At 63.2% G+C, this 14,868-nt stretch carries 17 protein-coding genes; 6 read left to right on the top strand and 11 right to left on the bottom strand.

The window, feature by feature from the left end; all coding sequences use genetic code 11:
* Window positions 1–2: 2 nt before the first annotated feature.
* The 7 genes from KBB36_RS04585 to KBB36_RS04555 form a co-directional block, all read right to left on the bottom strand.
* Window positions 3–1,133: a DegT/DnrJ/EryC1/StrS aminotransferase family protein gene (locus KBB36_RS04585; RefSeq protein WP_290977466.1), complete on the bottom strand. Its 1,131-nt coding sequence runs from the start codon at window positions 1,131–1,133 to the stop codon at window positions 3–5.
* Window positions 1,130–1,699 carry an acyltransferase gene (locus tag KBB36_RS04580; protein ID WP_290977464.1) on the bottom strand — a complete coding sequence of 190 codons (570 nt, stop codon included), beginning with the start codon at window positions 1,697–1,699 and terminating at the stop codon, window positions 1,130–1,132. The genes KBB36_RS04585 and KBB36_RS04580 overlap by 4 nt, the downstream gene beginning before the upstream one ends.
* Window positions 1,696–2,676: a Gfo/Idh/MocA family protein gene (locus KBB36_RS04575; protein ID WP_290977462.1), complete on the bottom strand. Its 981-nt coding sequence runs from the start codon at window positions 2,674–2,676 to the stop codon at window positions 1,696–1,698. Before KBB36_RS04575 ends, KBB36_RS04580 begins: the two co-directional genes overlap by 4 nt.
* 59 nt (window positions 2,677–2,735) lie before the next feature.
* Window positions 2,736–3,569 carry a class I SAM-dependent methyltransferase gene (locus KBB36_RS04570; RefSeq protein WP_290977459.1) on the bottom strand — a complete coding sequence of 278 codons (834 nt, stop codon included), beginning with the start codon at window positions 3,567–3,569 and terminating at the stop codon, window positions 2,736–2,738.
* Window positions 3,570–3,578: 9 nt separating this feature from the next.
* Window positions 3,579–4,229 (bottom strand): class I SAM-dependent methyltransferase, encoded by a 651-nt coding sequence (locus KBB36_RS04565; protein WP_290977457.1) that lies wholly within the window; start codon window positions 4,227–4,229, stop codon window positions 3,579–3,581.
* Window positions 4,230–4,312: 83 nt separating this feature from the next.
* Window positions 4,313–4,816, bottom strand: a complete 504-nt coding sequence (locus tag KBB36_RS04560) for an aromatic-ring-hydroxylating dioxygenase subunit beta (RefSeq protein ID WP_290977455.1) — start codon at window positions 4,814–4,816, stop codon at window positions 4,313–4,315.
* Window positions 4,813–6,072: an aromatic ring-hydroxylating dioxygenase subunit alpha gene (locus KBB36_RS04555; RefSeq protein ID WP_290977453.1), complete on the bottom strand. Its 1,260-nt coding sequence runs from the start codon at window positions 6,070–6,072 to the stop codon at window positions 4,813–4,815. The genes KBB36_RS04560 and KBB36_RS04555 overlap by 4 nt, the downstream gene beginning before the upstream one ends.
* Window positions 6,073–6,373: 301 nt before the next feature.
* Between KBB36_RS04555 and KBB36_RS04550 the strand changes: the two genes are divergently transcribed.
* Together KBB36_RS04550 and KBB36_RS04545 are read left to right on the top strand one after the other, a co-directional pair.
* The gene (locus tag KBB36_RS04550) at window positions 6,374–6,595 is read left to right on the top strand and encodes a YMGG-like glycine zipper-containing protein (RefSeq protein ID WP_290977451.1); all 222 of its coding nucleotides are present in this window, start codon (window positions 6,374–6,376) and stop codon (window positions 6,593–6,595) included.
* Window positions 6,596–6,796: 201 nt separating this feature from the next.
* Complete coding sequence (locus KBB36_RS04545; protein ID WP_290977449.1) at window positions 6,797–7,987, top strand: urate hydroxylase PuuD; 1,191 nt, start codon at window positions 6,797–6,799, stop codon at window positions 7,985–7,987.
* On the opposite strand, the gene KBB36_RS04540 is transcribed toward KBB36_RS04545, so the two are convergent.
* The 4 genes from KBB36_RS04540 to KBB36_RS04525 are packed head-to-tail and all read right to left on the bottom strand — an operon-like array spanning window position 7,981 to window position 10,659.
* The gene (locus KBB36_RS04540) at window positions 7,981–8,454 is read right to left on the bottom strand and encodes a nucleoside deaminase (protein ID WP_290977447.1); all 474 of its coding nucleotides are present in this window, start codon (window positions 8,452–8,454) and stop codon (window positions 7,981–7,983) included. The genes KBB36_RS04545 and KBB36_RS04540 overlap by 7 nt on opposite strands.
* Window positions 8,455–8,458: 4 nt before the next feature.
* Window positions 8,459–8,815 (bottom strand): hydroxyisourate hydrolase, encoded by a 357-nt coding sequence (gene uraH / locus KBB36_RS04535; protein ID WP_290977445.1) that lies wholly within the window; start codon window positions 8,813–8,815, stop codon window positions 8,459–8,461.
* Window positions 8,816–8,836: 21 nt separating this feature from the next.
* A complete protein-coding gene (gene uraD, locus KBB36_RS04530; protein ID WP_290977443.1) occupies window positions 8,837–9,391 on the bottom strand; it encodes a 2-oxo-4-hydroxy-4-carboxy-5-ureidoimidazoline decarboxylase in 555 nt (184 codons plus the stop codon).
* On the bottom strand, window positions 9,388–10,659 hold the full coding sequence (locus tag KBB36_RS04525) for a glycerate kinase (RefSeq protein ID WP_290977441.1): 1,272 nt from the start codon (window positions 10,657–10,659) through the stop codon (window positions 9,388–9,390). Before KBB36_RS04525 ends, uraD begins: the two co-directional genes overlap by 4 nt.
* 114 nt (window positions 10,660–10,773) lie before the next feature.
* On the opposite strand from KBB36_RS04525, the gene KBB36_RS04520 reads away from it, so the two are divergent.
* From KBB36_RS04520 to KBB36_RS04505, 4 genes are read left to right on the top strand one after another with little or no spacing between them, the layout of a single operon-like run.
* Window positions 10,774–12,012 (top strand): allantoate amidohydrolase, encoded by a 1,239-nt coding sequence (locus tag KBB36_RS04520; protein WP_290977439.1) that lies wholly within the window; start codon window positions 10,774–10,776, stop codon window positions 12,010–12,012.
* Window positions 12,013–12,029: 17 nt separating this feature from the next.
* On the top strand, window positions 12,030–13,268 hold the full coding sequence (locus KBB36_RS04515) for a M20/M25/M40 family metallo-hydrolase (protein WP_290977437.1): 1,239 nt from the start codon (window positions 12,030–12,032) through the stop codon (window positions 13,266–13,268).
* A 3-nt stretch (window positions 13,269–13,271) separates the two neighbouring features.
* Window positions 13,272–14,234 carry an allantoinase PuuE gene (gene puuE / locus KBB36_RS04510; RefSeq protein WP_290977435.1) on the top strand — a complete coding sequence of 321 codons (963 nt, stop codon included), beginning with the start codon at window positions 13,272–13,274 and terminating at the stop codon, window positions 14,232–14,234.
* A gap of 6 nt (window positions 14,235–14,240) precedes the next feature.
* Window positions 14,241–14,864 (top strand): 2-hydroxychromene-2-carboxylate isomerase, encoded by a 624-nt coding sequence (locus KBB36_RS04505; protein WP_290977433.1) that lies wholly within the window; start codon window positions 14,241–14,243, stop codon window positions 14,862–14,864.
* Window positions 14,865–14,868 lie beyond the last annotated feature (4 nt).

Here is a 14,868-nt window from a genome sequence, read left to right as displayed (position 1 = left end):
TGCTATGTTCCCTGTCGCAGCAGGCTGGCCGTTACCACGCCGATTATGCGGTCCTGTGTTGCCTCATCCAGATAAGGATGCATCGGCAGGCTGATCACCTGCGCTGCCAGACGCTCGGCCACCGGCAGGCCGCCCGGCACCGACGGATACTGGCTGTAGCCGGCTTGGCGATTGAGTGGAATCGGATAATAGACCGCCGTTGGAATCCCGGCCGTCTGGCAGGCCGCCGCCAGCGCCGCGCGGTCTGGCACCACCAATGTATATTGCGCCCAAACCGAAGTAGCGCCCGCATCAAGCAGCGGCAATTGGGCCATACCGGCAAAAGCGGCGTTGTAACGATCCGCAACACGCTGGCGCGCCTCGATCTCATCGGGGAAGATTTTCAGCTTCTCGATCAGGATAGCCGCCTGCAACGTATCCAGCCGGCTGTTCATGCCGATGCGGATATTGTTGTACTTATCGTCGCCCTTGCCGTGAAAGCGCAGCGAGCGCAGCAAATCCGCCTTGGCGTCATCATCAACAAAAATCGCGCCGCCATCGCCATAGCAGCCCAGCGGCTTGGCCGGGAAGAAGCTGGTGGCGGTATAATCGCCCAAGGTGCCGACGCGGCGATTATGCAATTGCGCGCCGAAACTCTGCGCCGCATCAGCCAGCAACAGCAGGTCATGCTGCGCCGCCAGCGGCGCTATGCGGCCATAATCCGCCGGCTGGCCAAACAGATCCACCGGCATCACCACACGCGGCCGCAGGCCCAGGCGCTTGGCCTGCTCAATGCCGGCCTCCAGGCTGGCCGGATCAATATTGAAACTGCCTGGCAGCACATCGATAAACAGTGGCGTGGCACCAACCAGCGCCACCACTTCGGCCGAGGCTACGAAAGTGAAGCCGGGTACAAACACCGCATCACCCGGGCCAACCCCTTCGGCCATCAGGATCAATTGCAGCGCATCGGTGCCATTGGCGCAGGTGATGGCATGGCGCGCACCACAGAAAGCAGCCAGTTGCCGTTCCAGTTCGGCCACTTCAGGCCCGAGGATAAAGCCGCCATGCTCCAGCACCGCGTTCATGGCCTGCTCCAGCCCGGAGCCAAGCCGGCGCCGTTGCGCCTGCAAATCCACAAATGGAATGCTCACGGCATTTCCTCCAGCCGGCCGGGCTCGGCCAGGCGATAACGCGAGCCATCAATCGGGCAGACCAGATCGGCACCAAGCCGCGCGCCGGCCCGGCTCATCCAGCCCATGCGCCGCGCCGGCACGCCCACCATCAGGGCAAAGTCCGGCACATCCTTGGTGATCACCGCACCAGCACCAATAAAGGCATAGCGCCCGATGGTGGCTCCGCAGACAATGGTGGCGTTGGCTCCAATGCTGGCGCCGCGTTTCACCAATGTGTCGCGGTATTCATCCTTGCGCGATACTTCGGCGCGCGGATTGACCACATTGGTAAACACCATGCTTGGGCCGCAGAACACGCCATCCTCGATGGTCACATTGTCGTAGACCGACACGTTGTTCTGGATTTTCACGTTATTGCCAATACTGACCCGATTGGCGACAAACACATTCTGCCCCAGTGAACAATCGCTGCCGATGCGGGCGCCGCCGCAAACATGCACCCAATGCCAGATGCGGGTGCGCGGCCCAATCTGGGCGCCGTCGTCGATGATGGCGGTGGGATGAGCGGTCCAGGCGTCAGTCATGGCAGGGCCGCTCTGGATGCCGTCACTTGGCGACAGAAGGGATGATAATCGTTCTGCAACGGCGTCAGCGCAGCATGGCGGATATCATGCACAGCCTCGATGCTGGGCCGCGCCTCCTCCAGCCCGAAACCACCGCCGGCCAGGATATCGGCATAGCTTGCGGTATGCAGATCGGTGAAGCCTTCGCTGAATTCCAACTCCTCGCCGCCGATCAGGATCGAGCGATAGGTGCGTTTGCCCGCAGCCAGGGCGGCGGGCGGCAGATAGGCCGGATTGACTGACAGGAACCAGCGTACGCGGGCGCGTTCATAGGTGAGCAGGCCGGCCGCAGCATCGCGCTGATGCAGATGCACAATGCTGGCCTTGCGCTGGCCAAACACCCATGCGAGCATATCAAAGAAATGCACCCCGATATTGGTGGCAATGCCGCCGGCCTTGTCATCGGCGCCCTTCCAACTGGTGAAATACCAGTGGCCGCGCGAGGTCAGGTAGGTCAGATCAACATCGAACACATGTCCGGCCGGCGCAGCCGCCACCTTGCGGCGCAATTCCTGGATCGCGGGATGCAGGCGCAATTGCAGAATATTGCGGATGCGATGATTCGATTCTTTTTCGATTTCGGCCAGTGCGTCGATATTCCATGGATTCAGCACCAACGGCTTTTCGCAGATCGCATCGGCGCCACTGCGCAGGGCGAAGCGGATATGCGCATCATGCAGGTAGTTGGGCGAGCAGATCGAGACAAAATCAACACCCTGGCCATTGCGCCGCAGCTTGTCGATATGACGATCAAAGCGCTCGAATTCGATGAAGAAATCGGCATCGGGGAAATAGCTGTCGATGATACCGACGCTATCCTTGGGATCCAGCGCCGCCACCAGATCATGGCCGGTATCGCGGATCGCCTTCATATGGCGCGGCGCGATATAGCCTGCCGCACCGATCAGGGCGAAACGTTTCGTCGATCCGTTGTCCACTTGGGCACCCTCAACCGGGAAAATCCTGCTTTTTGCAGTACCGGCCCCGGGGGGAAAGATCAAGCGACCCGCTGAAAAACATACTCGTCGCAGGGCGAACCGAGCAGGCCGGCCACCGGCGCGGGGCGCAGAATTTCTCGGACAGGGCGAAAACCCCGGCTTGCCAGAAAAGCATGCACCTCGGCCGGACTGGCCGACTCGTAGGGGTGGCCGCCAAGCCAGTCATGGATGTCGTGGCTCCAGCTCATGCCACGCTTGCCGCCATAGGCCCGGATATAGGCCATCGGATTACGCCCGGTAACCAGAATACCGGCCAAGTAGAACAGCTTGAACAAACCACGGATGCTGGCTTGCAGCCAGCCTGGCCCCTGGGAGTAAAGCCGCTTTTCCCAGCGCCAGAAGCCGCAAACCGGCGTTTTGCGGTACAATGCCAGGGCCAGCAGACCATCCGGCGCCACCAGGGCGGCGGCCCGCTCAATGGCCGCCCACATCGCCCCGGTATGATGCAGCACGCCCCAGGAATGCACGATATCGAAGGGCCCGTCGCGGCCGGGCTCCAGGTCGAACACGCTTACCTGCCGGCATGTCCATTTGGCATCAGAGGCGAAGCGCTGCAATGTGGCCTGGCTGGTCGCCACCGAGTCAGGGTCAAGGTCAACCGCCGTCACTGCAGCCGCCCCGGCGCGCAAAGCCGCCAGGGCCGACAAGCCAGAACCGGAGCCGATATCCAGCATATGCCGGCCGGCTAGCTCCGCAGCCGGCAGCAAACGGGTGAGGTCGGCCACCGCCTGCTCGATCCGCGCGTCATCGATCTGGCGGGAGAAATCGGACCAGTTCTCGCCAAAGCGGAAATGATTCTGGTCAACCGAGGCTGGCGGCTTGGCAAGGGTCACAACTACACCTCAACCGCGCCGGGCGCGGAGCAGGAATTGCTCGGCAAACAGGTCAGTCAGAGCGCCGAGAAAGAGTTTGTTGAGCAGCCATTTCAGTTTCCATGGCTTCAGGCCGCCATGGGGCTGGATGGCTTCCACCTCAAGCCCGGCCTGGCGCAGCAAGGCAGCCGCTGTGTTGCGCACGAAGAAACGCAGATGGGTGCGATCCAGAATACCGGCATCCTGATAATCCCAGCGCCCGGCAAAGATCAGCGGCAGCACAATCTTGTAATGCCGGATATTGGGCAAGCTGGCGATCATCACGCCGCCCGGCTTGAGCAAACCGGCCAGCCGCGCCGCCACCGCCCAAGGGTCACGCAGATGCTCCAGTACATCCAGGCACAGGATCACATCCAGTGAGGCCGGCTCGATGCCCAGCTCCAGCCCTTCCACATCGCCCTGCCGCAGAAAATCGAAGCCCTTGGCAGCAGCCAGGGCGGCGGCTTCCGGGCTGTATTCCACGCCGCCGGCCCAGGTGCAAAGCCCCTGGTCGCGGATGAAAGCCAGCGTCGCCCCGGCGCCGCAGCCAATTTCCAGATAACGGCCGGCAGCCGCGGGCAGCAAGGGCAATATCTCCTTGCGCACCCGGCTGTAATAGATCGGCCCTGAACCGTCTGGCATGGCGCTGCCCGACATACTGCCCCCTCGGGGTTGAAAACCGGGCGGAGATTAGCCGGATGGCGCCCTGAACGCTAGAGCAGGCGCTAGATCGGGTAGATCAGTGAATTCAGGATCATTTCGCTGTCAAACACACAATCACGCCGCACCAGCAGCAGCCGGCCATCACCCTGACGCCGGAACAGGTCGCTGTAGCGGCCAACATTGAACACCTCCGAAACCCCGCCGCCGGCCATATTGGAACCGGGCCGAGTGCGAAACACGGCATAACTCGCCTCGGCGGCGATGCAGCCATCAGCGTCATCACCCAGCAGCCGCGCCACGCCAACCACATGGCGCTGGAAATACGGCGCGTGGAACAGTGTGTTGCTGATGCCATAAACCCGGTCGCGCATCATGCCCTGGCCTTCCAGCTGCATCAGGCAGAGCGGCAGGCCGGCATCAAAATTCTCGCGCCCGATAACGCGATACAGCCCCTCGGGCTCAAAATATTCCGGCCAGCGGGCAAAATCCGCTGCATCCAGCGCGGCGGCATAATCGGCGTTGAAGCTGTTGATTTCGGCTTGCAGCAGCAATTCATCCGGTGTCACAGCCCGAGCTCCCGGCGCCAATAGCCATACATGCCGCGGATCAGGGTTTCGGTCACCATATGCTGGGTGGGCGCCACATCGCGGCCGTCGAGTTCGCATATGGTGGCGCCTGCATCGCCTTTCTGTGCAAAACCTGCCTGGCTGAATTCGATCACCTCGCCATCATCGGCGGAAACAAAACCGGCCGGGCCGAATAGATTGGCCTGGCGCAACCGGCGCTGCGTCATTTCCGCGCTATCATCGCTGAAGCCGAAATGTGTCCAGGTGAAATCGAAGCTGTCTGGCCCGGCCGGGGTGATATGGCGGGTGGAGAGCGAATTGACCTGCTGCTGGATGATCAGGCTCGGAAACAGCGTGATCATGGTGACACTCGGTCCGTTCCACCACGGCTCCGGCACAACGTCCAGCAAGCGCGCATCATGCAGCACCATATCGGCCTTGAAGCTGGTAACGCCCTCGGTGACGCTACCGGCGCCGCCCTGATTACGCTGCGAGATCATCACAGCATGGCGCCCCTCGGCATCCATCACCATGCGTGAGCGCTGGTCGGCACGCCACAGGCCGAAAGTGACAAACCAGGTGTGCAGAAGTCCGGGATGATAGGGGTCCTTGATATTCTCCATCATCAGCTTCCAGTTGCCCGGAATGCGCTGGCGATTGACGCCCAGAATGGTGAGCGTGCGGCCCTGAAAGATGCGGTCCAGCCAGGGCATCACTTCGGGGCCGATATAATCGGCAAAGCTCGGCACGGCGGCGTCAAAGCTGGCAAAGATCAGGCCGCCATAACGCGCCACCTGCAATTTCGTCAGGCCATGCTGTTTCAGATCAAAATCCGCCGGCATGCCGCCATGCACGCTGCCATCGCTCTGCTTGGCGCCATGGCGAAACGGTAGCCCGGCCAGATCGCCGTTCAGCTTGTAGGTCCATTGGTGATAGGGGCAGACAAAACTGCGCGCATTGCCCTTGGATTGTTGGCAGAAGCGCACGCCGCGATGGGCGCAGCGGTTTTCCACCACATGGATGCTGCCGTCGCGATCGCGCACCACAATCACCTGGCGCTCGCCGATGCGGCTCATCCGGTAATCACCCGCTTGCGGGATTTCCGCCTCCAGGCCGACATAACACCAATGCGGGCCGTAGAAGAACCGCTCCAGTTCGCGCTGATAAATCGCCGGATCGGTATAGGCCCAGTAGGGAATCCGGCTTGACCCGGGATCGCTCCAGGCCGGCGGCAGCGGCTGCATCATGTGGTTCATGCGGCTCCTCCCGGGAGATTTTATTTGCATTAGCAAATATCATCCCGGGCCAATTACGTCAATTCAATACCTTAGCCAGAAAAGCCAAAGGAATTGCCCCGATATTGCCGCTTTTGGAACGAACTTTCGCAGTATTTGATCAATAAAAATCACATCACAGGACGGCTGCTCAGTATTTTCGCAAGAAATAGGCAGGGCAACCAAAACGATCTTAAGGGATGAATAGAAACAACTTCATTCTGGGCTGCGTCGGATACAGCAAGGGTTGATCCGGCAAAACCACAAACAGGAGAAGATCATCATGTCTGCTTCGCGCCACACCACCAAGATTGCCGCGCTCGCTTTGTTGGCCCTGGTTGCCACCGGCTGCGCCGGCATGAACAACCAGCAGCAGCGCGCGCTTTCGGGCGGCGCCATCGGTGCGGCAGCCGGCACGGCCATCGGCCTGATGACCGGCCATACCCTGGCCGGCGCGCTGATCGGTGCCGGCGGCGGCGCGGCGGTGGGGGCGCTCTCAAAGTAAGCCATCTCGAACCCGCTTTCCCCGACCCGGCCGACTTCCCCCTCCCACCCATGGCCGGGCCGTTCCGCCCCCAACCGCTTCCCCCGGCGGTTGGGGGCGGTTTCATTTTGGCTGAAGCCCCGGAAAATCATTGACGCTGCGCACACCCGCTAGTAGGGCTGGGGTATCGCATGTTGCGGCGCGGTATCGAGCGGGGAAGTCATGGCCGAGCTATTCTGGGAGTGGATCAATCTGGCGATCCGCTGGATGCATCTGATCTTCGGCATCGCCTGGATCGGCTCGTCCTTCTACTTCGTCTGGCTCGATAACAGCCTGCGCCCGAACAAGAAGCCGGGCGTGCTGGGCGAAACCTGGATGGTGCATGGCGGCGGCTTTTATTTCGTCGAGAAATTCGCCGTGGCGCCGCCCAACATGCCCGCGGAACTGCACTGGTTCAAATACGAAAGCTACGCCACTTTCCTCTCCGGCTTCCTGCTGCTGGCTGTGCTCTACTATCTCGGCGCCGATCTCTATATGATCGACGAACGGGTGATGAAGCTGAGCCAGGCCGAGGCGGTGGGCTTCAGCATCGTATCGCTGGTGCTGGGCTGGATCGTCTACCACCTGCTTTGCCGCTCACCTTTCGGCAAGAGTGACGGCCTGCTGGCGATCATCGGTTTTGTGCTGCTGGTGGCCGCCGCCTATGGCTATGGCAAGCTGTTTTCCGGCCGCGCCGCCTATATCCATGTTGGCGCGCTGATCGGCGCCATCATGACCGCCAATGTGTTCTACGTCATCATCCCGAACCAGAAGCTGACCGTGGCCGCCCTGCTGGCCGGCCAAGCGCCCGATCCGGTCTGGGGCAAGGAAGCCAAGCAGCGTTCGCTGCATAACAACTACCTCACCCTGCCGGTGCTGTTCGCTATGATCAGCAACCATTACCCGGTCACCTACGGCCATCCCTATGCCTGGGTGATCCTGGCCGGTGTGTTCATCGTCGGCGGCCTGGTGCGGCATTTCTTCAACCTGAAAAACCAGGGCCGCGGCCTACGCTATGAATATCTGGTCGGCGCCTTCCTGGTGACGACCGGGCTGTTTTTCTTCACCCATTGGGATCCGCACAAGGCGGCGCGTGCTGCCCTGGCCGGTGATGCCACTATCGAAGCCGTGCAAGCTATTGTGGCGGCGCGCTGCACCGCCTGCCATGCCGCCAAGCCGACCTTTGACGGTATCACCGAAGCGCCCAAGGGCGTGATGCTGGAAAGCCCGCAGCAGATCCGCCGCTTCGCGGCCCAGATCAACCAGCAGGCAGTGCGCGCCGAGGCGATGCCGCCGGGCAATGTCACCGAGATCACGCCGGAAGAACGCGCCACTCTGGGCGCCTGGATCGATGGCGGGGCCAAACTTCAGTAGGGCACTTTATCCGGCTTGTCGCGCCATTCGTTGAACACCGCCAGCGCTTCGTCGCGCAGCAAAGGCGCGCAAGGCAGGCTGCGCTGGGCCATCGGCAGGGCCAGTTCGCGATACAGAAACGCATCGTCGAAATCGATCGCCGCCGCATCATCCTGGGTATTGGCGTAATACAGGCCATCAACACGCGCCCAATAAGCCGCCGACAGGCACATCGGGCAGGGTTCGCAACTGGTGTAGAGCGTGGCGCCGCGCAGGTCGAAACGGCCCAAAATCTTGCAAGCTTCGCGGATCGCCACCACTTCGGCATGGGCGGTGGGATCGTTCTGGCCGGTCACCTGATTCCAGCCCTCGCCGATGATTTTGCCATCCAGCACCACCACGGCGCCAAACGGCCCGCCATGCCCGGCCTGCATATGCTCGCGGCTGAGCGCGATGGCGCGGCGCATGAAGGCGGCGTGATCCGTCATCAGCTCAGCTCCCGCGATAGGTGGAATAGCTCCAGGGCGTGGCCAGCAGCGGCACATGATAATGCCCGTTCGGCTCAGCGATGCCGAAGCGGATCGGCACGATATCCAGAAAAGCCGGATCGGCCGGCGCCACGCCGCGGGTGCGGAAATAGACGCCGATATGGAACAGAAGTTCATACTGGCCGGTCTGGAAGGCATCGCCGGTCAGCAGCGGCTCGTCGGTGCGGCCGTCGCTGTTGGTGATCGTGGTCTTGACCAGGCTGCGCCCGCCTGCGGCCTCCAGGCGGTAGAGTTCCACGGTCACGCCCGGCGCCGGCTTGCCATGCATCGTATCCAGGATATGCGTGCTCAAGCGACCCATCAAAGCCTCCGTATCAAACCATTATGCCGCCAGCAGCGCATCCAGCCGCATGCGGGCAATCTTGCTCACTTCCATCAGCGCCACCGCCAGTTCCACTTCGGTGTCGTTAGCCAGGCGGCGTTCAAAATTGGCCAGGATCTGCGCCTTGTTGCGCAGTTTCACGGCAATGATGAAGGGGAAACCATGCTTGGCGCGATAGGCCTGATTCAATTCGGTGATGCGGGTCTTTTCCCACGGGCTGAGGCTGGTCAGGCCGACGCTATCCTGCTCGCTGGTGGAATGGGCGGTCAGCGTGCCGGCATCGGCTTCCTTGCCGGCCAGTTCGGGATGAGCGTTCAGCAAGTCCAGTTGCGCCACGCGGCCGCGCCGCCATACCGCGCCAAGCATGGCGCTATGCAGGCTTTCCAGATCGCCAAACGGGCGCAGTGCCACGATCTCCGCCGCCGCCCAGGGCGAATGCTCGATGATGCCGCCCAGCCGGGCGACGAAGGCGGCTTCCGGCAGGCCGTTCAATTCGGCCATCAGCGCGGTGATGCGCTGCATCGGGGTGAGTTCACCCGGCGTATCGAGTCTCATGGCAGCACCAGCACAGCGCGGAAGTCATTCACATTGGTCAGCGTCGGCCCGGTCTTGTGCAGACCGCCCGCCGCTTCGAAGAAACCATAGCCGTCATTATCGGCCAGGCAAAGCTTGGCGTTGCGCCCGGCGGCTGCGGCGCGCGCAATACTATCGGGATGCAGCAAGGCGCCCGCGTTATCCTCGGTGCCATCAATGCCATCGGTATCGGCGGCCAGGGCATGGATGCCCGGTGCGCCATCCAGCGCCACCGCCAGGCCAAGCAGGAATTCCGCATTGCGCCCGCCGCGCCCGGTGCCGCGCACCGTCACCGTGGTTTCGCCGCCCGATAGCAGCACACAGGGCGCCGCCAGTGGCTGGCCATGGCGCCGCACCTGGCGCGCGATGCCGGCCATCACCATCGCCACCTCACGCGCCTCGCCCTCGATTGCATCGCCCAGGATCAGCGGCTGTACGCCCCATTCCAGCGCCCGCTGCGCCGCTGCCTGCAACGCCATTTGCGGCGTTGCCACCATCACATTGCGCACCTGCGCCAGCCGCGCATCGCCGGGCTTGGCGGTTTCCTCTGCCGCCTGGGCCAGATGCGCCGCCACGGCCGGCGGCGGCGTGATGCTGTATTTCGCCAGCACGGCGCGGGCATCGGCAAAGCTGGTGGGATCGGCCACAGTGGGGCCGGAAGCGATCACAGCCGGATCGTCGCCCGGCACATCGGAAATCAGCAAGGCCACCACCTGGGCCGGCGCAGCGGCCAGGGCCAAGCGGCCACCCTTGATGGCGGAAAGATGTTTCCGCACACAATTCATTTCAGCAATATTGGCGCCGGAACGCAGCAAAGCCTGATTCACCGCCTGCTTGTCGGCCAGGGTCAGGCCCTCGGCAGGCAGGGCCAGCAGGGCCGAGCCGCCGCCGGAAATCAGGCATAGCACCAGGTCTTCCGGGCCAAGGCCGCGCACCAGATCCAGCATGCGCGCCGCGCCCGCCATGCCGGCTGCGTCCGGCACCGGATGCGAGGCTTCCACCACCTCGATGCGGCGACACGGCACGGCATGGTCGTAGCGTGTCACCACCAGGCCGGAAAGCGGCGCGTCAGCCGGCCAGGCCTGTTCCACAGCACGCGCCATGGTGGCGGCAGCCTTGCCTCCGCCCACCACCACAGTGCGGCCATTTTTCGGCGGCGCCGGCAGAAAAGGCGCCAGGCAGCGCGCCGGATCGGCAGCCGCCAGCGCCGCATCAAACAGGGCGCGCAGAAAGGCATCGGCATTGATCATGGCAGAAGCATCATGGCACAGGTTATCTCCGGCTTTTTTGCTACCGCATGCGCGGCGGCTTTGCCAGGGCCGGTGCGGCCTGTATAGTTGCAAAAACCCCTCAGCGAGGCCGATATGTCTGCTGCCGCCCCCCGTTTTGCGCCCGAAATGATGGCTCGCCTGGATGAATTGGGCCGCATCAGCGAAAACCCGGAAAACCTGACCCGCACCACCTTCTCGCCCGAGCACAAGCAGGCCAACAATCTGGTGCTGGACTGGATGCGCCAGGCCGGCATGGCGGCGCATGAAGATGCCGCCGGCAATGTGGTGGGGCTTTATGCCGGCAGCGACCCGGCGCGGCCGCGCCTGATGCTCGGCTCGCATCTGGATACAGTGCGCAACGCCGGCAAGTATGACGGCATGCTGGGCGTGGTGGCGGCGATTGCCTGCGTGGCCGAATTGCACAAACAACAGAAGCGCCTGCCCTTCGGCATCGAGGTGATCGGCTTTTCCAATGAGGAAGGCACCCGATTCGGTGTGGCGATGACCGGCAGCCGCGCCGTGGCCGGCACCTTCGCGCCGGAATTGTTCGAAGCCAAGGATCGCAACGGCGTCAGCTATCGCGAAGCCCTGGCCGGCTTCGGCCTGGATGAAACACGGATCCCGGCCATCGCCCGCAAGCCGGGCGAGATCGCCGCCTTCATGGAATTGCATATCGAGCAGGGGCCGGTGCTGGAACGTAACGGCCTGGCCTTGGGCGTGGTGACGGCGATTTCCGGCGCGCGGCGGTATCGCGTGGACATGAAGGGCCTGGCCGGCCATGCCGGCACGGTGCCGATGGGCGGGCGCCAGGATGCGTTGCTTGCCGCCGCCGAGGTGGCCCTGTTCATCGAAAAGCGCTGCACCGGCACGCCGACATTGGTTGGTACCGTGGGCCAGATGGAAGCTTTTCCCGGCGCTGTGAACGTGATCCCTGGCGCGGCGCGCTTTTCCATCGATATCCGCGCCGCCGAGGATGCGGTGCGCGATGTGGCCGCCGATGCCGTGCTGGCCGAAATTCCGCTGATCGCCGGGCGCCGCAATGTGCAAGCCACGATCACGGCGCTGTATGACAGCAAGGCCACGCCCTGCGACCCAGCCCTGATGGATCAGGTGGAAGCCGCCATCCTGGCCCAGGGTGTGCCGACCATGCGGCTGCCTTCCGGCGCCGGCCATGACGCCATGACGGTGGCGCCGCTCTGCCCGGTTGGCATGATCTTCATGCGTTGCACCAAGGGCATCAGCCATAATCCGCTGGAAGCCGTGTTGCCCGAGGATGTGGAACTGGCCACGCGGGCGCTGTATCACTTCATCGAGCATTTTCCCGGCACCTAAACAAAGAGCCTGCACGCATGAGCCTCGACGCCACCACCCTTTCGGCGCTTCACGATTATCTGGCCGGCCAGCAGGCGGCGATGCGGGCCATGCTGGCGGAACTGGTGAAGGCGCCATCCGACAATCCGCCCGGCGATTGCGCGCCGCATGCCATGCGCGCCGCCGCATTGCTGGAAGGCCTGGGCCTGACGGTGGAACACCATCCAGTGCCGGCCGACCTGGTGGCGGCGAATGGCATGATCTCCTGCACCAATTTGATCGTGCGGCAGAAATTCTCCGATGATGGCCCCGTGGTGGCGCTGAATGCCCATGGCGATGTGGTGGCGCCCGGCGAAGGCTGGAGCGTTGATCCCTATGCTGCCGTGGTGCGCGATGGCGTGATGTATGGCCGGGGCGTGGCAGTGTCGAAATCGGATTTTGTCACCTATGCCTTCGCGCTGCTGGCGCTGAAAGCCAGTGGTGCCAAACTGCGCGGCAGCATCGAGCTGCACCTGACCTATGACGAGGAAGCCGGCGGCGCCATCGGGCCACAATGGATTCTGGAAACCGGCCTGAGCAAGCCGGATTACGCCTTCTCGGCCGGCTTTTCCTATGCCGTGACCACGGCGCATAACGGCTGCCTGCATCTGGAAGTGACGGTGAACGGCCTTTCGGCCCATGCGGCGCGGCCGGATACCGGGCATGATGCGCTGGAAGCAGCGAATAAAATTCTCACCGCGCTCTATGCCTATCGCAATGGCCTGGGCGCGCAGAAATCCAAGGTGCCGGGTATTGTTTCACCCAGCCTGGTGGTGGGCCTGATCAAGGGCGGCATCAACACCAATGTGGTGCCCGACAAGGTGAGTTTCCGGCTTGACCGCCGCATGATCCCCGAGGAAGCGCCGGAACAGGTGGAAGCCACCTTGCGCGAAGTGATCGCCATGGCGGCAGGCGGCCTGCCGGGCATCAGCGTGGAAACCCGCCGCATTATGCTGGCGCGGCCCTTTGGCGCCGTGCCGGGGGTGGAAAAGCTGATCGAAATCCTGTGCCGGCAGGCCAGCGCGGTGATGGGCAAGCCGGTCAGCACCGAAGGCATCCCGCTCTATACCGATGCGCGGCATTACTCGGCCGCCGGGATCAAGACCGTGCTGTATGGCGCCGGGCCGCGCAACCTGCTGGAAGCCAATGGCCATCGCGCCGATGAGAAGCTGGTGCTGAGTGATCTCTACAAGGCTACCGAAGTGGTGGCGCGCACCCTGGCCGAGCTGATGAGCTGAGCCATGGCAAAACGACCGGGTAAGGATATCGTCAAGGCGGCTTTAGGGCCAAAACCCTACCCGCGCGACCTGCGCGGCTATGGCGCGCATCCGCCCGATCCGCGCTGGCCCGGCCAGGCCAATGTGGCGGTGTCGTTTGTGGTGAATTACGAGGAAGGCGGCGAGCGCAGCATCCTGCACGGCGACAAGGAGGCCGAAGTGTACCTGCATGAGGTGCAGGGCGGCGTGCCGCGCCAGCGCATGCGCGACGAGCAGGTGGAATCGGTTTACGATTACGGTGCGCGGGCGGGTTTCTGGCGCCTGATGCGGCTGTTTCAGGATCGGCGACTGAACTTCACCTCCTATGCCGTGGGTATGGCGGTGGCGCGTTATCCCGAAGCGGCCCGCGCCATGGCGGAGCAGGGCCACGAAATCGCCTCGCATGGCTGGCGCTGGTATGATTACAGCCGCGTGCCGCTGGCCACCGAACGCGCCCATATGAAACTGGCCATTGCCGCCATCGAGCAGGCTTGCGGCCAGCGGCCTGTGGGCTGGTATACCGGCAGGCTTTCCAGCAACACGCGCCAGCTGGTGATCGAGGAAGGCGGCTTCCTCTATGATTCGGATGCCTATGACGACGACCTGCCCTATTGGGTGCAGCCGCTGCCGAAGCGGCCGGCGCATCTGGTGATCCCCTACACGTTTGACAATAACGACATGAAATTCGGCACCCTGAACGGCTTCGGCACCGGGCAGGATTTCTACGACTATCTGAAGGATGCCTTCGACTGCCTGTATGATGAAGGCCGGCGCGGCAGCCCGAAGATGATGTCGGTGGGGCTGCATTGCCGGCTGGCCGGCCGGCCCGGCCGCGCCCAGGCGCTGGCGCGTTTTCTGGATTACATCCAGGGCAAGGACAAGGTGTGGATCTGCCGGCGCCAGGATATCGCGCAGCATTGGCACAGTCACCACAAACCGAAAGGCTGACATCGCTTGTCGCAGGCGCCGCTGGATTTCTATTTCGATTTCATCTCGCCATTTGGCTATTTCGCCTCGCTGCGCATCGACGCGCTGGCGGCAAAACATGGCCGCCGCGTGATCTGGCACCCGATGCTGCTGGGCATTAGCGTGATGAAAGTGATGGGCCTGAAGCCTTTGCTCGATACGCCGCTGAAGGGGCCGTATATCGAACGCAGCGTGGCGCGTTATGGCCGCCTGCATGGCATAACCATGCAGCGCCAGCCGCGCGATCCGTTCATGAATCCGCTGCCGCCGGCGCGGCTTTACTACTGGCTGCTGGCCCAGGATGCCGACCCCATACAGGGCCTGGCCAAACGCGCCGCCCAGGCGATCTATCACGCCTACTGGGCCGAGGGCCGCGATATGGGCCAGACCGACGAACTGGTGGCCGTGCTGGCGCCGCTAGGCATCGAGGCCGATGCGATCCGCGATGCCCTGGCCGATCCGCGTGTGGCCCAGGGCCTGCGCGACGCCGTTGACGCCTCGCTGCAACGCGGCGTGTTCGGCTCGCCCTTTGTGCTGGCCGATAACGAGCCGTTCTGGGGCAATGAAACCCTGCCGATGCTCGATCTTTGGCTCGAACGCGGCGGCTGGTAGGGTT

This window comes from Ferrovibrio sp., assembly GCF_017994015.1.
Classification (GTDB): domain Bacteria; phylum Pseudomonadota; class Alphaproteobacteria; order Ferrovibrionales; family Ferrovibrionaceae; genus Ferrovibrio.
Note: the sequence above shows the minus strand (reverse complement) of the source record. Positions and strands in the feature narration are given on the sequence as shown.

Coding starts and splice junctions, on each gene's coding strand:
- KBB36_RS04540 (WP_290977447.1), bottom strand. CDS start 8,454: ATGACGGATCACGCCGCCTTCATGCGCCGCGCCATCGCGCTCAGCCGC.
- KBB36_RS04565 (WP_290977457.1), bottom strand. CDS start 4,229: ATGCCAGACGGTTCAGGGCCGATCTATTACAGCCGGGTGCGCAAGGAG.
- uraD (WP_290977443.1), bottom strand. CDS start 9,391: ATGAGACTCGATACGCCGGGTGAACTCACCCCGATGCAGCGCATCACC.
- KBB36_RS04550 (WP_290977451.1), top strand. CDS start 6,374: ATGTCTGCTTCGCGCCACACCACCAAGATTGCCGCGCTCGCTTTGTTG.
- KBB36_RS04580 (WP_290977464.1), bottom strand. CDS start 1,699: ATGACTGACGCCTGGACCGCTCATCCCACCGCCATCATCGACGACGGC.
- KBB36_RS04515 (WP_290977437.1), top strand. CDS start 12,030: ATGAGCCTCGACGCCACCACCCTTTCGGCGCTTCACGATTATCTGGCC.
- KBB36_RS04525 (WP_290977441.1), bottom strand. CDS start 10,659: ATGATCAATGCCGATGCCTTTCTGCGCGCCCTGTTTGATGCGGCGCTG.
- KBB36_RS04545 (WP_290977449.1), top strand. CDS start 6,797: ATGGCCGAGCTATTCTGGGAGTGGATCAATCTGGCGATCCGCTGGATG.
- KBB36_RS04555 (WP_290977453.1), bottom strand. CDS start 6,072: ATGAACCACATGATGCAGCCGCTGCCGCCGGCCTGGAGCGATCCCGGG.
- puuE (WP_290977435.1), top strand. CDS start 13,272: ATGGCAAAACGACCGGGTAAGGATATCGTCAAGGCGGCTTTAGGGCCA.
- KBB36_RS04520 (WP_290977439.1), top strand. CDS start 10,774: ATGTCTGCTGCCGCCCCCCGTTTTGCGCCCGAAATGATGGCTCGCCTG.
- uraH (WP_290977445.1), bottom strand. CDS start 8,815: ATGGGTCGCTTGAGCACGCATATCCTGGATACGATGCATGGCAAGCCG.